At 59.7% G+C, this 16,109-nt stretch carries 12 protein-coding genes; 11 read left to right on the forward strand and 1 reads right to left on the reverse strand.

All coding sequences use genetic code 11. The features are described from left to right. Positions 1-87 precede the first annotated feature (87 nt). From BLW21_RS14750 to amaB, 6 genes are all read left to right on the forward strand, one after another. Positions 88-918 (forward strand): hypothetical protein, encoded by an 831-nt coding sequence (locus BLW21_RS14750; protein WP_092741379.1) that lies wholly within the window; start codon positions 88-90, stop codon positions 916-918. Between the two features lie 198 nt (positions 919-1,116). Continuing rightward, on the forward strand, positions 1,117-1,551 hold the full coding sequence (locus BLW21_RS14755; RefSeq protein WP_175470985.1) for an Hsp20/alpha crystallin family protein: 435 nt from the start codon (positions 1,117-1,119) through the stop codon (positions 1,549-1,551). A 326-nt stretch (positions 1,552-1,877) separates the two neighbouring features. Beyond that, entirely contained in the window at positions 1,878-3,389 is a 1,512-nt protein-coding gene (locus BLW21_RS14760) for a Do family serine endopeptidase (protein WP_245711907.1), read from the forward strand. A gap of 119 nt (positions 3,390-3,508) precedes the next feature. Beyond that, positions 3,509-4,657: an AAA family ATPase gene (locus BLW21_RS14765; protein WP_092741383.1), complete on the forward strand. Its 1,149-nt coding sequence runs from the start codon at positions 3,509-3,511 to the stop codon at positions 4,655-4,657. Then, complete coding sequence (locus BLW21_RS14770) at positions 4,650-5,204, forward strand: hypothetical protein (RefSeq protein WP_092741385.1); 555 nt, start codon at positions 4,650-4,652, stop codon at positions 5,202-5,204. Before BLW21_RS14765 ends, BLW21_RS14770 begins: the two co-directional genes overlap by 8 nt. A gap of 92 nt (positions 5,205-5,296) precedes the next feature. Then, positions 5,297-6,895: an L-piperidine-6-carboxylate dehydrogenase gene (gene amaB / locus BLW21_RS14775; RefSeq protein WP_245711908.1), complete on the forward strand. Its 1,599-nt coding sequence runs from the start codon at positions 5,297-5,299 to the stop codon at positions 6,893-6,895. 74 nt (positions 6,896-6,969) lie between these two features. On the opposite strand, the gene BLW21_RS14780 is transcribed toward amaB, so the two are convergent. Further along, on the reverse strand, positions 6,970-7,524 hold the full coding sequence (locus tag BLW21_RS14780; RefSeq protein WP_092741387.1) for a hypothetical protein: 555 nt from the start codon (positions 7,522-7,524) through the stop codon (positions 6,970-6,972). 204 nt (positions 7,525-7,728) lie between these two features. Here BLW21_RS14780 and BLW21_RS14785 point away from each other — a divergent pair, with 204 nt between their 5' ends. The 5 genes from BLW21_RS14785 to BLW21_RS14800 all read left to right on the forward strand — a co-directional run bounded on the left by BLW21_RS14785 (position 7,729) and on the right by BLW21_RS14800 (position 16,011). Then, positions 7,729-8,292 carry an RNA polymerase sigma factor gene (locus tag BLW21_RS14785; protein WP_092741389.1) on the forward strand — a complete coding sequence of 188 codons (564 nt, stop codon included), beginning with the start codon at positions 7,729-7,731 and terminating at the stop codon, positions 8,290-8,292. 254 nt (positions 8,293-8,546) lie between these two features. Next, entirely contained in the window at positions 8,547-9,296 is a 750-nt protein-coding gene (locus BLW21_RS14790; protein ID WP_092741391.1) for a hypothetical protein, read from the forward strand. Between the two features lie 3 nt (positions 9,297-9,299). Continuing rightward, positions 9,300-10,541, forward strand: coding sequence for a DUF4097 domain-containing protein (locus tag BLW21_RS14795; protein WP_139255228.1), 1,242 nt, complete (start codon positions 9,300-9,302; stop codon positions 10,539-10,541). Between the two features lie 201 nt (positions 10,542-10,742). After that, the gene (locus BLW21_RS21220; protein ID WP_139255229.1) at positions 10,743-14,069 is read left to right on the forward strand and encodes a hypothetical protein; all 3,327 of its coding nucleotides are present in this window, start codon (positions 10,743-10,745) and stop codon (positions 14,067-14,069) included. Continuing rightward, positions 14,056-16,011 (forward strand): DUF3857 domain-containing protein, encoded by a 1,956-nt coding sequence (locus BLW21_RS14800; RefSeq protein ID WP_175470986.1) that lies wholly within the window; start codon positions 14,056-14,058, stop codon positions 16,009-16,011. The genes BLW21_RS21220 and BLW21_RS14800 overlap by 14 nt, the downstream gene beginning before the upstream one ends. Positions 16,012-16,109: the final 98 nt, after the last annotated feature.

The following is a 16,109-nucleotide window of genomic DNA, read 5'->3' on the forward strand; positions in this document are numbered from 1 at the left end:
ACGGCTTCCGCGGGCTGACGGTATTTCGGCTTTTTCCAGTAATGTTGAGGGGCCGGCTTCGGCTCTTCAGGTACTTGCTTCTTCTTTATGCGTCTTCCTCTGCTTTCTGCCACTGTCGGCACACTCCTGCTGGCGCTGGCCGCTAAGCCCGCCGCCGCTCAGAGCCGCTATACCGGCAACTGGGCGGTACTTCCTGAAGTGCAGGCGGAGCTGCCGCTCAATGGCAACGACTACGTTTTTGTGGGCATTTCCCTCATCAGCCAGGAGTATAGCGGGGGACTCGACGTGTATTCGGGCCAGCTGCGGCTGGGCTATGAGCACTTCTGGAAACCGAACTGGAGCTGGGGCGCCACTCTGCGCGCGGTGCCCGACGGAAATAGTCGGTACGGTGACGGAGACTACCTGGGGTTGCCGGGTAATATTATTCCCGGCGTTTTGCTGCGGCACCGCGCTCCATTGGGCCCGCTGAATTTCTCCCAGCGCCTGGGTGTGGAGTACGGCATCCAGACCGGCAACACGCTCGACTCCCAAAGCCGCGCCCATGCCCGCCTGCGCCTGGGCCTCGACCACGAGTTTACCGTGGGCGCTACCGTGAAGCTGCGGCCCCGCGTGGCCTACGAGGCGCTGGCCTACCTGCGCTTTCAGCGCGATGAAGACCAGTTGAAAGAGCGGTTCGTGGATTTTGGGAACCTGCGGGGCGAAGTGGGCGTGCGCCTGTCGCCGCGCTTCGACCTTACGCCCTGGGTGGCCTCGCAAACCCGGTATATCAACGCGCTGGTTCAGTTTGATAAAAACGGCAACCCCGTATCGGGCGGCAAGGTCAACCTGCTGACGCCCACCGTCGGCCTCGATGTGCGCGTAACGCTGGGCCGCCACGCCCTCGACGCCGACCGGCAGCCCTTGCCCACCCAGCACTAAGTGGATATGGTGTCATGTTGACACTCAATAATTGTCTTTTATAGCTATTTGAAGCATTTATAAAAGAAGATAGCTGATTCTGTTGAACAGTTAATGTCAATATGGCATCAGCTGACCATTGGTACGGAATTTAGAGAACAGGGGTGTCGCCGGTTAGCTAATCGGCTGTTCAACCCTAACTTTATTTTTCTTACTACTATGGCAACGCTGCTGTATAACAACCGTCCGGCCCGTAATTCCTTCAGTTCGGCACTCAACGAGATGCTGCGCGATACGCTGCCGGCCCAAAGCCAACCGGCCGATTCGTTCAACCCCGCCGCCGACGTGCTGGAGGGTCCCGAGGGCTTCCAGCTGCAGCTTGTGCTGCCCGGCGTGGCCAAAGAAGACGTGAAAATCGACTTTCAGGAAGGTCGCCTAACTGTCAGTGGCGAGCGGAAAGCCCCGGAAGCCGCCGAAAATGCTCCGAAGTTCCGCCGTGTCGAGTCGGGCTACGGCAAGTTCGCGCGCACCTTCCGCCTGCCCGATACCGTGGATGTAACGGCCATAGCCGCCGAACTGACCAATGGCATCCTCCATCTTGTGCTACCCTTCGACAGCCGGAAGGTGAGCAAATGGCAGATCGAGGTACGCTAGTTGTTTCGCAAAAAGGGCGCTCCGGTTGGGCGCCCTTTTTACCTGGAAGTTGTTGAGGCTGCTTTTCAACGCTGCTACATCGTTTTCTGTTAACCCCAACAGCTTCCTGGATAAGCTCCTGACACGTTCAACGTGCACCGCTCGTCTAAAACAATCTACCAACGGGCTGTTTTATTCCTTGAACGCCCGTGCAACCGGACACCATTAGCTAGGCATCTGACGTTAGAAAGGCACCGGGAGAAGGAGCAAGCGGGCCACTTGATGGCTTGTCTGCCTTTTTCATTGTAAATTCAACTTTCGCTATTTACCCTTAAGTTTCCTTACCCATGCAAGCAAAACAAATGATGCTCGGCCTGCTGGGCTCCGCCATTCTGGGCGGAGGCGTGGCCGTGGGCGGTTACAAGCTGCTCGAACCCGAGCGCGACAACTCGCCCCAAGCCCTGGCCGCCGACCCCAACATGCGCTACACCAGCGCCCTCAAAAGCAGCACCTACTCTATCCCCGACGGTCTGAACTTTACGGCCGCCGCCGCCACCGTAACGCCGGCCGTGGTGCACGTGATGACGGAGTACTCGCCCCAGGCTGGCCAGAACGATGCCGCCATGCGCATGGACCCGTTCCTGCGCCAGTTCTTCGGCGACGATTTCGACCAGTACCGTGGTCGGGGCCGTCAGCAGCAGCCCCAGCAGGGGTCGGGCTCGGGCGTTATCATTGCCGCCAACGGTTACATCGTCACCAACAACCACGTTATCGACAAAGCCAGCAAAATTGAGGTGGTGATGGATGATAAGCGCAAGTTCGAGGCCGAGCTGGTGGGCAAAGACCCCAACACCGACCTCGCCCTGCTCAAGGTGAAGGCCGACAACCTGCCCTTCATCCGCTACGGCAACTCCGATGATGTAAAGGTAGGCGAGTGGGTACTGGCCGTGGGTAACCCGTTCAACCTGAACTCGACCGTAACGGCCGGCATCATTTCGGCGAAAGGCCGCAACATTAACATCCTGCGCCGCGAAGACGGCATGGGCATCGAGTCGTTTCTGCAGACCGACGCCGTGGTGAACCCCGGTAACTCGGGCGGCGCGTTGGTTAATCTCAGCGGCGACCTGATTGGTATAAATTCGGCCATTGCTTCGCAAACCGGCTCGTTCGTGGGCTACTCGTTTGCCGTGCCCAGCTCAATTGTGAGCAAGGTGATTGACGACCTGCTGAAGTATAAGGTGGTGCAGCGCGCCCTGCTGGGCGTGCAGATTCGGGAGATTGATGCCACGCTGGCCGCCGAAAAGAAGCTGAAAACCCTGAGCGGAGTGTACGTGATAGGCGCCGGTAAAGGCAGCAGTGCCGCCGAAGCCGGCCTCAAGGAAGGTGACGTGATTACGTCCATCAACGGCGCGAAAGTAAACACGGCCTCGCAGCTCCAGGAGCAGGTGGCCCGCTTCCGCCCCGGCGACAAAATTAAGGTGGCCTACCTGCGCGAGGGCAACGACCGCACGGCTACGGCCACGTTGCGCAACGCCACCGGCACCACCGATGTGGTTCGGGAAACGGCCGCCACGACTATTAAGTACGAAGGGGCCAGCCTGAGCCCGGTGACGCGCCAGGAGCAGGGCAAGTTAGGTATTGAGGGCGGCGCTAAAATCAGCGGCATCCGCGAGTCGAACTTCCGCGAAACCGGCATTGCCGACGGCTTCATCATCACCCGCATCGACAAAAACCGCGTGGAGAAGCCCCAGGATGTACAGCGCCTGCTCGAAGCCGCCAAAGAAACGGATGGTGCGCTGGTCGAAGGCGTGTACCCCGACGGCCGCAAGGCTTACTACCCTATCGGGCAGGGCCAGTAGACGGACTCCCTGAGTAAACAACCGCAGCAAAAAGCCTCCGTTACGAGCGTAACGGAGGCTTTTTGCTGCTCATCGCATCAGCCCGAACTTATTACCTTTGAGTACTAGCCGTCCGCCCTATGGAAAACGCCATCAACACCCTGCGCATTCAGAATTTCAAGTCCATTAAAGATGTGACGATAAACCCGCGTCGGGTCAACCTGATTATCGGGATGCCCAATGTAGGGAAATCGAATATTCTGGAGGCTATGAGCTTGTTGGGAGGAATGTTCTTTGATAAGGAAGACGATAAGTTTATGGAAGGGCAGATTCGTTATGAGAATATTCGAAATATGTTTTATGACAATAATTGGAATGATGATTTACGGGTTCAATCTAATATAGGATTCGCTACCGTGTCAAACCCTAAAGAATATGACGGTGTATATGTATGTTTTGCAAACGATAGTATTAGCAAAGAGAATGAAATTATGGAGAAAATAATTAATTATAGGGAAAATATAGAGGAATTTGCCGGCGAAGATAGTTTGGAAGAAAGAAAATTTATGCATAAATACAAAGATCAAATAGTGAGTTATGATTATTATTTTAGTAATGGTAAAAAGAATGGAGATGAAGTCTCAATAGAAGAAAGTATTCCTTTGGTGCGGAAGTATAAATTTGAGAAGGATATTGCTTATGGCAAGAGTTATAAAAATAATTTCTTAAAACCTCCGCTAGGATCAAATATGGTAGATGTATTGCAACACAACGGAATTGGGTTAAGAAAGGAAATTGGAGCTATGTTTAAGCCCTACGGTTTGAACTTTGCAATGCGTGTAGCTGATGGTGTGTTTGAGGTTCAAAAAAACGAAGATGGATTTATTACCACAATACCGTATTCACTCATAGCTGACACACTTCAACGAATTATTTTCTACCTAGCTGCCATCGAATCCAATGACGACTCCGTATTGCTGTTCGAAGAGCCTGAGGCGCATACGTTTCCGGTGTACACTTCTATGCTGGGACGCAAGATTGCCGAGAGCAAAAACAACCAATTTTTTATTGCTACCCACAGTCCGTATTTAGTGACGGAAATTATGGAACAGCTGCTGCCGGAGGAAGGGCAGGAGGCAGAACTAGCTATTTTCCTGGCGTATTATGAAGATTATCAAACGAAAGTAAAGCAGCTCAGTGACGAAGAAGTCCGGGAAATTAGAAACGACAGCATCGACGTGTTTTATAATCTGAGCCGCTTTACGCCTGGCAGTAATTCGTATGCCTGATTCTATTCTGTTTTTGCCCGAATGCCACGTAGATACGGCCCTGATGCGGACGTTGCTCTACGACCGACAGAAGCTGATTACCCACATCAAAGGCGCGCCCAAAGTGGGCGATGCGCTGCACCAGCAGGCCGAGCGTTACGGTACCTCACGGCTGGTAATTGCGATGGTAGACAACGACAAGCACCTGTTTTCCATCCCCAAGCTCCAGCCCTTCGACCAAGTAGTGCTACAGTGCGAGGAGCCGGGCTGCCTGTTCGTGGTATACAGGCACCGCGACCTAGCCAGCCAATACCTCATCGTGCTCGACCCGGCCTGCGACGGCTGGATTTACGGTAACGTGCAGGCGGCCGGGCTCAGCCCAACGACGCACCGGTTGCCCGAGTTGCTGCCTGATTTTCTGGGGTTCACCAAGCGTATTCAAGCCGAGGAGCAGCCGGAAATAGTTGGGTTGCTAAAGGCTTTGCGTAGTAGCTCGCCCCCGGCCTACGGGCTGCTGGCGGCCTTTGTGGCGGAGCGGTTGGGGGAGGCCGGGCAGGCGGGCTGGTAAAAAGCCCCTAATCTAAATTGTTAGCTTTGTAAGAGGCGGCTGCGGCTGCCCGGCTCTATCCTAATCCTAACCCCACCCATATTCTGCACCCCATGAAGCAAGCACTCGAAGAAGCCATTGCCACCGGCACCGACGTTCAGGACCACGACCACCACGGCATTCGGCAGGTACTGCGCGAGCTGGGCGTACAGGCCCACAACGCCGCCTGGAGCACCGGCCTGCAGTGGGGCGGCACCGACAATAAAAACACCCGCACCATCCACTCGCCCGCCGACGGTAAGGTAATCGGCACCGTGGCCATGGCTACGGCCGAGGACTACGAGCAGGTGGTAACCAAGGCCCAGGAGGCCTTCAAAACCTGGCGGCTGGTGCCAGCGCCCAAGCGCGGCGAAATCGTGCGCCAGATTGGCAACAAGCTCCGCGACCACAAGGACGATTTGGGCAAGCTGGTGAGCTACGAGATGGGCAAAATCCTGCAGGAAGGCCTGGGCGAAGTGCAGGAAATGATTGACATCTGCGACTTCGCCGTGGGCCTTTCGCGCCAGTTGCACGGCCTGACCATGCACTCGGAGCGCCCCGCCCACCGCATGTACGAGCAGTACCACCCGCTGGGCGTGGTGGGTATCATTTCGGCCTTCAACTTCCCGGTGGCCGTCTGGAGCTGGAACGCCATGCTGGCCGCCGTCTGCGGCGACACCTGCATCTGGAAGCCCTCCGAGAAAACCCCGCTCACGGGCGTCGCCATTCAGCACATCATCAAGAGCGTGCTGGAAGAAAACGAGCTGCCCGAGGGCATTTTCAACCTGATTATCGGTGATGCCGAAATTGGAGCCAAGATGGCGGCCGATGGGCGCGTGCCGCTGGTGTCGGCCACCGGCAGCACCCGGATGGGCAAGAAAGTAGGCGAGGCTGTAGGCGCCCGCCTGGGTAAGTCGCTGCTGGAGCTGGGCGGCAACAACGCTATCATCCTCACCGAGCACGCCGACCTGAGCATTGCCATGCCGGGCATCGTGTTCGGGGCCGTGGGCACCTGCGGGCAGCGCTGCACCAGCACGCGCCGCCTCATCATCCACGACTCGATTTACGACGACGTGAAGGCTCGGCTGCTCAAAATCTACCCCAACCTGCCCATCGGTCACCCGCTAAAGGACGGCACGCTGGTTGGCCCGCTGATTGACAAGGATTCGGTGAACGGCTTCCAAAACGCGCTGGCTGCCGTGCAGAAAGAGGGTGGCAAGCTGCTCATCGGCGGCGAGCTGCTCGAAGGCGAAGGCTACGAAACCGGCACCTACGTAACGCCCGCCATCGTGGAGGCGAAGAACGAGTACGCCACGGTGCAGGACGAAACGTTTGCGCCCATTCTGTATCTGATTAAGTACAGCGGCGACGTAACCGCCGCCATTGAGCTGCAGAACGGCGTGCGCCAGGGCCTGTCGTCAAGCATCTTCACGCTCAACATGCGGGAGGCCGAAACCTTCCTCAGCCAGGGCGGCTCCGACTGCGGCATTGCCAACGTGAACATCGGCACGAGCGGCGCCGAAATCGGGGGCGCGTTCGGCGGCGAAAAAGAAACCGGCGGCGGCCGCGAATCCGGCTCCGATGCCTGGAAGGTGTACATGCGCCGCCAGACCAACACCATCAACTACAGCACCACGCTGCCGCTGGCCCAGGGCATCAAGTTCGACGTGTAACTGCTGCTTTGGTCTTACCCAAACGGCCCGCTTGGTTTTACCGGGCGGGCCGTTTGGCGTTCTGCTGAGAACGGTTAAAGGCCGATTTTGATGTCGCCGTGGCCTTTATAATGAAGGACTTTGCCATCATACAGCACGTAATAGAGACGATAAAGCTTGCCCTGTTGGAAGGTGCTGCCACTTACGTCGAGCAAATACTGCCGGTAAGGACTGAGATTCGGAGAGGTTTGCAAAGGCAGAACTGCTCGGTATTTGGCATCCACTACAACAAAGCTCAGCGCCACGGGGTTGTTGCTCTCAAAGTTTACCCTCACTTGGCCCACCCCGACCGGATTAGGCCAAGCAAATACTCTGGAGGCTTTAACCCCGCTAATTGCCATCGTATTCAAGTTAAATCCCAGCTCTTTAAACAGATCCTGTTCCTGCTGATTCCAGGAATCATCCAGCGTCCAGTCGGTCGGATCTGGGTCGCCCTGCGGGTAGCCGATAGCATCGCGCTGGGTGATGCCGCCGTTGGGGCCAAAATCAATAACGGGAGCTGGCGCGGGAACTGGAGTGGGCGTGGCGTCCTGTTTCTGGCAGGTGCTCAGGCAGGCAATTATAATTAGCGAGGCTAAAAAAAACTTCATAGGATGGCAATAGCTTAAGAGAGCAGAAAGGTAAGCAGCGCCTCACTACTTCCGGCTTCGCCCGAACCTACTTGGGTCGCAGGTGCAACTACCGGCCCGGCTGCTGGTCTTTGTGCTGCTTGCCCGCCGGCCCGTGCCGGTTCGCCCGAAAAGTGGGATATTTACTTTTCCCACTTTTCTGTTCCGCTACTGCTGCCACACCCTATGGAAGCCTTTGCTTACACCGACATCAACGCGCCGCTGGTCGAGCGGTGCCGCTTAGGCGACCGGCGCGCCCAGGCCGAAATCTATAAGCGCTACTCCAAAGCCATGTTCAACGCCTCGCTGCGCATCACCGGCGACTATGCCGAGGCCGAGGATGTGCTGCAGGAGGCCTTTCTGAGCGCGTTTCGGGAGCTGCACAGCTACAAGGGCGACTCGTCGTTCGGCTCCTGGCTCAAGCGCATCGTCATCAACAAAAGCATCAACTGCCTGCGCAACCGGCGCCTGAGCCTAGTGCCGCTGGGCGAGCAGCACGATGGCGCCGCCGCCGAAGATACCGACCACGGCCCGGAACCGGAAATAACCAGCTGGCGGGCCGATGTGGTGCGCCGCTGCGTACAGGAGTTGCCCGACGGCTACCGCGTGGTACTCACGCTGTACCTGCTTGAAGGCTACGACCACGCCGAAATTGCCGGTATTCTCAGCATCAGCGAATCAACTTCCAAATCCCAATACAGCCGGGCCCGTAAGAAGCTTCTCGAACTGGCCCGCCAGCACGGCCTCTGATAACCAAACGACAGTGTAGCGGGATGATAGAATGCGGCAGGTGCGCCGAGCGCCGATAGGATAGTGGCACTGTAGGCTGGTTTAGCTTCGGCCATTTTTACGTAGGTGGATTTACTTCTCACATACTGCACGTTTTTTCTGTTCCCCACATTCTACTCATCTCCCACACTTTTTACTCCTAGCATATTCAACACCGTGCGGCGCTGGCCCACCCCCTGCCCGACCAGCCGCCCGGTTCCGATACCACCTTCGCCATGAACATCATCAACCCCGGACTGGAAACCTTCGTGGACCACCATCGCGCCGATTTCGACGCGTTTGAGCCGCGCCCGGACCTGTGGGAAGCCATTGCCCAGAACCTGGACGCGGCTCCTGCCGCCCCCGAGCTGGCTGCTGAACCAGCGCCTTCGCGGGTGCTGCCCCTGTTTCCATCGGCAGCCCCGGCTGCGTTGGCAACCGATGCTACCGCCGCCGTACGCTCGGCCCGCCCTTATGGTATTGCCGCCGCCGTAGCTACGCTGCTACTACTGGGCACCTGGGCCTGGCAGCAGCCCCAGGGCAGCACCTGGGCTCATACAAGCGCCTCGGTAGCGCTGCCGGGCGAAGCCCAGGCTGAGCTGCCGCCCTACACGGTGCCCGAGTTGGCCTCTTCCGTTTCGGCTGGTCCCGAGCAGCGTCTGGCTGGTGCCGTGCAGCGCATGGAAACCTACTACACTGCTCAGTTGGTAGAGCGCCAGCAGGAGTTGCGCGAGGTTGACGAGGAGTTTGGGGCCAACGCGCCGCAGGCCGATTGGCAGCAGGAACTGGTTGCCCTCGACGAGGATTATCAGCAGCTCAAAACCGAGCTCTACCGCAACCCCGAGCCCGAAATGGTGCTGGAGGCCATGAACCGCAACATGCAGATTCGGCTCGATTTGCTGGGCCAGCAGCTGCGCACCCGCGAGCAAATCCGCGAGTACCATACCCAACCCTACATGGTGGCCGATAGCCGCCGCCTGCCTTAATTGATGCTTTGGTTTAGGACGAAAAGCGACTGGGCCAGCCAACGCCGGCTGGCGTTGGCGGCTCTATTGAGCCTGGGCCTGGGCATTACCCAGGCCCAGGTACTAACCCCGGCTGGCCCCGCTGATACGCACTTCTGCGAGCCGGCTGCCGCACCCCTGCCCGGCCAGGCGGGGCCTGCTACGCCCCGCATGAGCAGCGCCCAGGGCCCTGCGCAAGCTGATGGCGCTGCCACGCCGGCCGTGGAAAAGGTGCGCAAAATCAGTCGTACGTTTCCCACCAACCCCACCAAGCTGTACACCCTCGATACCCGCTACGGCCGGGTAGAGGTAAATGTGTGGAACCGCCCCGAAATCCGCACCGATGTGACCATTATTACCCGGGCCGACACCGATGCGAAAGCGCAGGAGCTGCAGGCTATGATTGAGGTTGAGTTGCTGGCCCGCGACCCCAAAACGGGCGGTGTTTCGGCCCGCTCGCGCTTCGGCGAACTGCCCCGCGAGTGCCGCAGTCAGGTAAAGCTCTACGAGGTGAACTATACCGTGTGGGTGCCTGCCAACAACCCACTGGCCCTGCACAATGCCTTCGGCGAAATCAACCTGACTGCCGACCTGACCGGGGCGACCGAACTGGCCGTGGAGTACGGACGCCTGCGCACGGCCCGCCTGGAAGGCCCGCGCAACAGCCTCAAGCTAACAAACGCCCGTGCTGCCGTACCGTTCGCCCGCCGGGCGGTCATCGACGCTTCTTACGCCAAAGTGCGCCTGACGGAAGGTGGCAGCGTGGAGTTGCGCAGTAACTACTCCGACATTGATATCGGGCTGGTGGGCGACCTGACCGTGCACAGCAAGTACGGCGACGTGGCCCTGGGCACGGTACAGAACCTGCGCGGCACCTCGGGCTATTCGCGCTTCAGCGTCGATAAGCTCAATAGCGCGTTGGATATGAAGGTGCAGTACAGCCCGAGCTTTGAGGTGCGCAACACCGGCCCCAACTTCCGGCAGATTACCCTCGACGGTGGCTACAGCACTATTCTGCTCAACTTTCCCGACGAGGCTGCCTTTGGCTTCGACGTGAACACCGAGCATGGCCAGCTGCTGGTAGATAAGCGCCTGGTGAAAGTGGCCTCGGAAGAAACCAGCCCTACCTCGAGCGACACCCAGGGAACATTCGGCGCCACCACGGCCCGTAATGCGGGCAACGTGAATATTAAAGTGCGTTACGGCAACGTGAGCTTTAATAAGTGAAGCCAGGGCGGGCCGGCAATGAGCCGGCCGAAAGCGCGCGTCCGGAGCGGGTAGTGGCCTCATTGCCGGCTTCGAAAAAATAGGATTCCCCGGCGGGCTTTTTACTTTTTCAAGCCAGCCCAATCCAGTATACTTGTGGAACTATCAACGGCAGACCGCAGGGGCGGTCGGGCCAATGAGGTGTTCTATCTGGTATACTTGATGCGCATTTCTACGTACGGCCTGTGTCTGGGCCTCTGGACCGGCAGCGCCGGTATGGCGCTGGCTCAGCAGCCTGCCACCTCTACCGCCGCCAACCGGCCCGTTACCACCCTCCCCACTGCTGCCCGGGCCACCGAACTGGCCGGACCGCTGTTTGAGAAGGGCGACTACGCCGGCGCCATCCGCGAGTATCTGCTGGTGCCTTCCTCCGACTCGGGCTACGTGAGCACGCTGGGCGACTTATCGGTGGCTTACCTGCGTAACAAGCAGTTTACGGAGGCCGCTGCCACCAGCCGGCGCGCCATTGCGTTGCGCCAGCACAGCGCCCAGCCCTACCTGGTGCTGGCCGATGCCGAGGAAAGCTTCAAGAATGAGGCCGCTGCCCTGCAGGCATATTCCGACGGGCTGCGGCGCTTTCCCTACAACCAGCCCCTGTACTTCAACCAGGGCGTGAGCCTGGACATGCTTAAGCGCCGGCCCGAGGCGCTGCTGAGCTGGCAGCGCAGTTTGGAGCTAAACCCGCTGCACGAAGCCACACACTACCAGCTGGCCTGGCTGGCCCTGGAACAGGGCCAGACGGCCCGCGCCCTTATCAGCCTGCTGACCTACCTGGCGCTGGAGCCCGGTGCCGAAAGCAGCTTGCAGGTGCTGTCGTTGGCCGAAAAGATTGCCGCTGGCGTGATGGAAGTCGAGGAGAAGGACCGCGAAAAGCCCTTCGTACCCAACCAGGCGTTTCAGGAACTCGACCTGTTGCTGACTTCCCGTGTAGCCCTGCGCAAAGAATACACATCCAAGGTGAAATTTGATGCCAGCATCGTAAAGCAGGCGCAGCTGCTGATAGAGAAGTTTCCGGCGGCCGGCCCCAACGAAACCGACCTTTGGCTGCGCGCCTATGGCCCCATTGTGGAGGCCCTGCGCCGCGACGATAACCTGACGGCCTTCACCTACCTGATCCTGTATTCGGCCGATGACAAGCGGGCGGCTAAGTGGGTAGATGCCAACAAGAAAAAGGTGGCTCAAATGAGCGAAGCCGTCGGTAGCGCGCTGCTGAGCCTGCGCGCCCGGCAGCAGGTGGCCGGGCAGCCCGCCGGTACCTACCGCCCGGGCTGGTTTTCCGACGGCGACTTGGTGGCCATCGGCGAAGCCGACAACCAGAGCGGCACGCTGGCCAACCGCCGTGGCCCCTGGCTGACAATTGACGGAGCCGGCTGCGTGACGGAGGAAGGCACCTACGCGGCCGATAAGCCGGTGGGGCCCTGGCGCGAGTACCATGCCAACAGCCGCCTGCAGAAAGAGGTGAACTACACTGCCGAGGGTAAGTTCGACGGCCGCTACGTGGAGTATTTCAGCAATGGCGCGCGCATGGTGGAAGGCACTTACCAGGCCGGTGCCATTGTGGGCAAGGTGAACAAATACCACTACTGCGGTGCGCTGAGCGGGGTGGAACCCTACGAAAACGGCGACATCAATGGCGAAGCGCTGTACTACTACCCCGACGGCAAGCTGCAGCGCCGGGCCATATACCGCTCCGATAAGCTGGAAGGCCCCTCTGTGAATTACTACCCCGATGGCAAGGTAGAAACCAAGTTCGGCTACGTGGCCGACCAGCGCCAGGGGCCGTTTGAGGTGTTTTACACCACCGGCCAGCTGGAGCGCAAGGGCGGCTACGAGCAGGGCGAGTTGCACGGCGACTACCAGGATTTCCACGCCAACGGGCAGCTGGCCAATTCCGGCCGCTACGACAAAGGCCGGCAGGTGGGCCGCTGGCAGACTTTTTACACCTCCGGCAAGCCCAGCGAAGACCGAAGCTTTGACCCCGCTACCGGCGAGCTGCAGGGTATTTACAAAGATTATGATGCCCAGGGCCGCCTCAGTACGGAGTTTAATTACACGCAGGGCCGCGCAACCCGCATAACGTACTTTGATGCCGTAGGCAAGCCGCTTATTCAGAATGCAGTGGCTTCAAAGGGGCCGGCCAGCATCAAAGGGCAGTACCCCGATGGCAAACCGTGGGTAACCGGCTCTTATGTCGATGGCAAACTGAACGGCGAGTGGCGCTGGTACCGCCGCGACGGCAGCCTGAGCGCCGTGCGCCGCTACCAGCAGGGCAAGCAGGAAGGGGGCGAGGAGCTCTACACCAGCACCGGTCGCCTGCAGCAGCGCGCCAATTACCAGGCCGGTGTGCTGGAAGGTTTGTACGAGCAGTTTTTCGGCCACGGCCAGCTCCGGCGCACCGGCTACTACCAGGGCGGCGAACAGCGCGGTACCTGGCAGGAATACTATGCTACGGGCCAGCTCAGCCAGGAATACAACCTGGATGGCGAAGATCTGCACGGCTACTCCCGCGACTACACGCCCGGCGGAAAGCTCACCCAGGAGCGGTGGCTGCAGTTCAACCGGCCTCTGAGTGTCGTTTCGTTCGATTCGACGGGGCAGGTGCTCGACCGCATCGCCATTGAGCCCGATACCAAGGCGCTGACGCTGCGCTACCCCGGCGGCCAGCCCCGCATTGCCAGCGGCTGGCTCTGTTACCAGTATCAGGGCGACGAAAAATGGCTGCTGCCCAACGGTAAAACCGAAATCAGCACGACCTTGTACCAGGGCAAGCGCGAGGGGCTGTACCGCCGCTACCACCCCCTCACGGGCCAGCTGGTGGAGCAGGGCCAGTACCGCAACGGCCAGCCCGAGGGCGAGTGGATTACGTTTTTCCCTTCGGGCAAAGTGAACACCAAGGCGAGCTACCGCGCCGGCCAGCGCGAAGGGGAGGTGCAGGTGTTCTTTGAAAACGGCCAGCCCGAGCGGGTAGACCATTACACCAACAACGAGCTCGACGGGTCGTTGCGCGTGTACAACATGAGCGGCGAGCTGCTGCTGGAGAAAATGTACGAAAACGGCGAGCTGCTCGGCTACCGTGGGCCCGGTGCGCCGGCCGGCACACTCCAGCCCGCCGGGGATATCAGCATCCGCTTCGCCAACGGTAAACCCGCGACCACCGAAACGTATCAGAAAGGGAAACTGACCGGACCGCGCACTTACTACTACAGCTCGGGCCAGGTATACCGCCGCCTCGAAAATAACGCCGACGGCCAGCTGCATGGCGCAGTAGTTACCTATTACCCCAGCGGTAAAGTGCAGGAAGAGGAGCCCTACCGTTTCGACGAACTGCACGGCCGCGCCCGCTACTTCCGGCCCGATGGCACCCTGGAACGCGAGGAAACCTACCGCTGCGGCGAGAAGGCCGGCCCTACGGTGTACTATGATGCGCAGGGCAAGAAGCCCCTGCGCACCGATAACTACTGGAATACCTACCTCTATGGAAGCCGCTAAAACGAGCCGCCGCACCCCGGCGTTCTGGCTGCTGCTACTGCTGAGTCTGCCAGCGTGGGCCCAGAATCCGGGGGCGCAGCTGGCCCAGCTCCGGCAGCAGTACCCCGCCGAAAAAGCCGTGTTCCTCGACTACCGGCAGGAGCTGACGGTGGAGGTAAAAGGCGACTCGGTGCAGGTGCTGGCCCGCCACCACTACGACATGCTGCATCTGGGGCCGCAGTCGGCCATGTACGCGCCCGACCAGGTCTACAGCTCCCATTTCAACCGCCTCCAGAGTATTGAGGCCCGCACGCTGGTGCCCGCCGGCAACGGCTACAAGGCCATCAAGGTCACCGAGTTCAAGGACCGGTTTGATATCCGGCCGGGCATTTTCTTTGATGATGTGCGGGTAGTGAAGTTCGGCTACCCGGCCGTGGTGCCCGGCGTGCGCACCGTGTCCGATTATACCGTGCGCCACTCCGACGCCCGGTTTCTGCTGCCCTTCCAGTTTGCCAGCCACGTGCCCATGCTGCACGCCGAGCTCGTCATTACGGCCCCGCGCACAGTGCGCCTCAACACCAAGCAGTTCAACATTCCGGCCGGTAAAGTCACCTACACCCGCCAGGAGAAGGGCGCTAACGTGATTCACCGCTGGGCCGCCGACAACCTGCCGGCCATGCCCAACGAAACGGATGGGCCCGAGCTGCTATACTACCTGCCCCACCTGGTGTATTTTGTGGAGGAAGCGCAGGTAAACGGGCAGCCGCGCCGGCTGCTGGGCGGCGTGCCCGAGCTGTATAACCTGTACGCGGGCTTCGTGAAAAACCTCGACAAACAGGAAAGCCCGGCCCTGCGCCAGGTCGTGGACTCACTCACGGCTGGGGCGCGCACCGAGCCCGAAAAGGTGGCCCGCATCTACTACTGGGTGCAGGACCACGTGCGCTACATCGCCTTCGAAAACGGCCTGCGCGGCTTTATTCCGCACGATGCCGGCCGGGTGTACGCCAGCCGCTACGGCGACTGCAAGGACATGGCCAACCTGCTCCACGAGATGCTGCGGCTGGCCGGTGTGAAATCATACCGCACCTGGATTGGCACCCGCGACCTGCCCTACCGCTACGCCGATTTGGCCACGCCCGGCGTCGATAACCACATGATTACCACCTACGAGCCCCGCCCCGGCCAGTACGTGTTTCTCGATGCCACCAGCAAGTACACGCCCTACGGTATGCCTTCATCCATGATTCAGGGCAAGGATGCGCTGCTGGCGCTCGATGGCGAGCACAGCCGGGTGGTGCCCGTGCCCGTAATGGCGCGCCAGCGCAGCCGCACCGTCGATAGCTCGGTGGTGGTGCTCGATGGGGCCGCCGGCCTGCGCGGCCGCGGCCAGCTGCAACTGAGCGGCTATGCCAAAGTCAACCAGAGCTACGCCCTCGACGGCCTCAACCCCGCCGAGGAAGCCAAGGTGGTGAAAGGCCTGCTGGAGCGCGGCAACAACAAGTTCTTTATCGACCAGTACGCCGTGCATAGCCTCGACGCCCGCGACCAGCCCCTGACCGTGGACTACGACTACCGCCTGCAGGACTACGTGCAGCGGCTCGACGATGAGGTGTACGTCAACCTCAACCTCGACCAGCGCTACGCCGCCGACCGCCTCGACCCCGCCAAGCGCACCCTGGCCCGCGTCAACGACTACCACCAGACCAACTTGTTCCGCACCGAGTTCGAGGTGCCCGAGGGCTACGAGGTGGCCTACCTGCCGCCCAACGCCGAGGGCCGCGCCGATATGCTGGGCTTCACTATCCGCTACTCGCGGCAGGGCAATAAAATCATTCAGCAGAAGGAAATCTACGTGGATTACCTGCTGCTGGAGCCCGCTCGTTTCAGCCAGTGGAACACTGTGGTCGACCAGCTCAACGCCGCTTACCGCGACGCCATCATCCTCAAGCGCAAAAAGGCTTGATTTCAGTTGCCAGCTACCCCCAGTAGTCCCAGGGCTAAAGCCCTGGGCTACGGAACTAAATGAACCGCTAAATAGCCCAGGGCTTTAGCCCTGGGAAC

Origin of the sequence: Hymenobacter psychrophilus, from assembly GCF_900107135.1 — a bacterium.
Taxonomy (GTDB): Bacteria; Bacteroidota; Bacteroidia; order Cytophagales; family Hymenobacteraceae; genus Hymenobacter; species Hymenobacter psychrophilus.

Coding starts and splice junctions, on each gene's coding strand:
- BLW21_RS14800 (WP_175470986.1), top strand. CDS start 14,056: ATGGAAGCCGCTAAAACGAGCCGCCGCACCCCGGCGTTCTGGCTGCTG.
- BLW21_RS14755 (WP_175470985.1), top strand. CDS start 1,117: ATGGCAACGCTGCTGTATAACAACCGTCCGGCCCGTAATTCCTTCAGT.
- BLW21_RS14760 (WP_245711907.1), top strand. CDS start 1,878: ATGCAAGCAAAACAAATGATGCTCGGCCTGCTGGGCTCCGCCATTCTG.
- BLW21_RS14780 (WP_092741387.1), bottom strand. CDS start 7,524: ATGAAGTTTTTTTTAGCCTCGCTAATTATAATTGCCTGCCTGAGCACC.
- BLW21_RS14765 (WP_092741383.1), top strand. CDS start 3,509: ATGGAAAACGCCATCAACACCCTGCGCATTCAGAATTTCAAGTCCATT.
- amaB (WP_245711908.1), top strand. CDS start 5,297: ATGAAGCAAGCACTCGAAGAAGCCATTGCCACCGGCACCGACGTTCAG.
- BLW21_RS14770 (WP_092741385.1), top strand. CDS start 4,650: ATGCCTGATTCTATTCTGTTTTTGCCCGAATGCCACGTAGATACGGCC.
- BLW21_RS14790 (WP_092741391.1), top strand. CDS start 8,547: ATGAACATCATCAACCCCGGACTGGAAACCTTCGTGGACCACCATCGC.
- BLW21_RS14795 (WP_139255228.1), top strand. CDS start 9,300: ATGCTTTGGTTTAGGACGAAAAGCGACTGGGCCAGCCAACGCCGGCTG.
- BLW21_RS14750 (WP_092741379.1), top strand. CDS start 88: ATGCGTCTTCCTCTGCTTTCTGCCACTGTCGGCACACTCCTGCTGGCG.
- BLW21_RS21220 (WP_139255229.1), top strand. CDS start 10,743: ATGCGCATTTCTACGTACGGCCTGTGTCTGGGCCTCTGGACCGGCAGC.
- BLW21_RS14785 (WP_092741389.1), top strand. CDS start 7,729: ATGGAAGCCTTTGCTTACACCGACATCAACGCGCCGCTGGTCGAGCGG.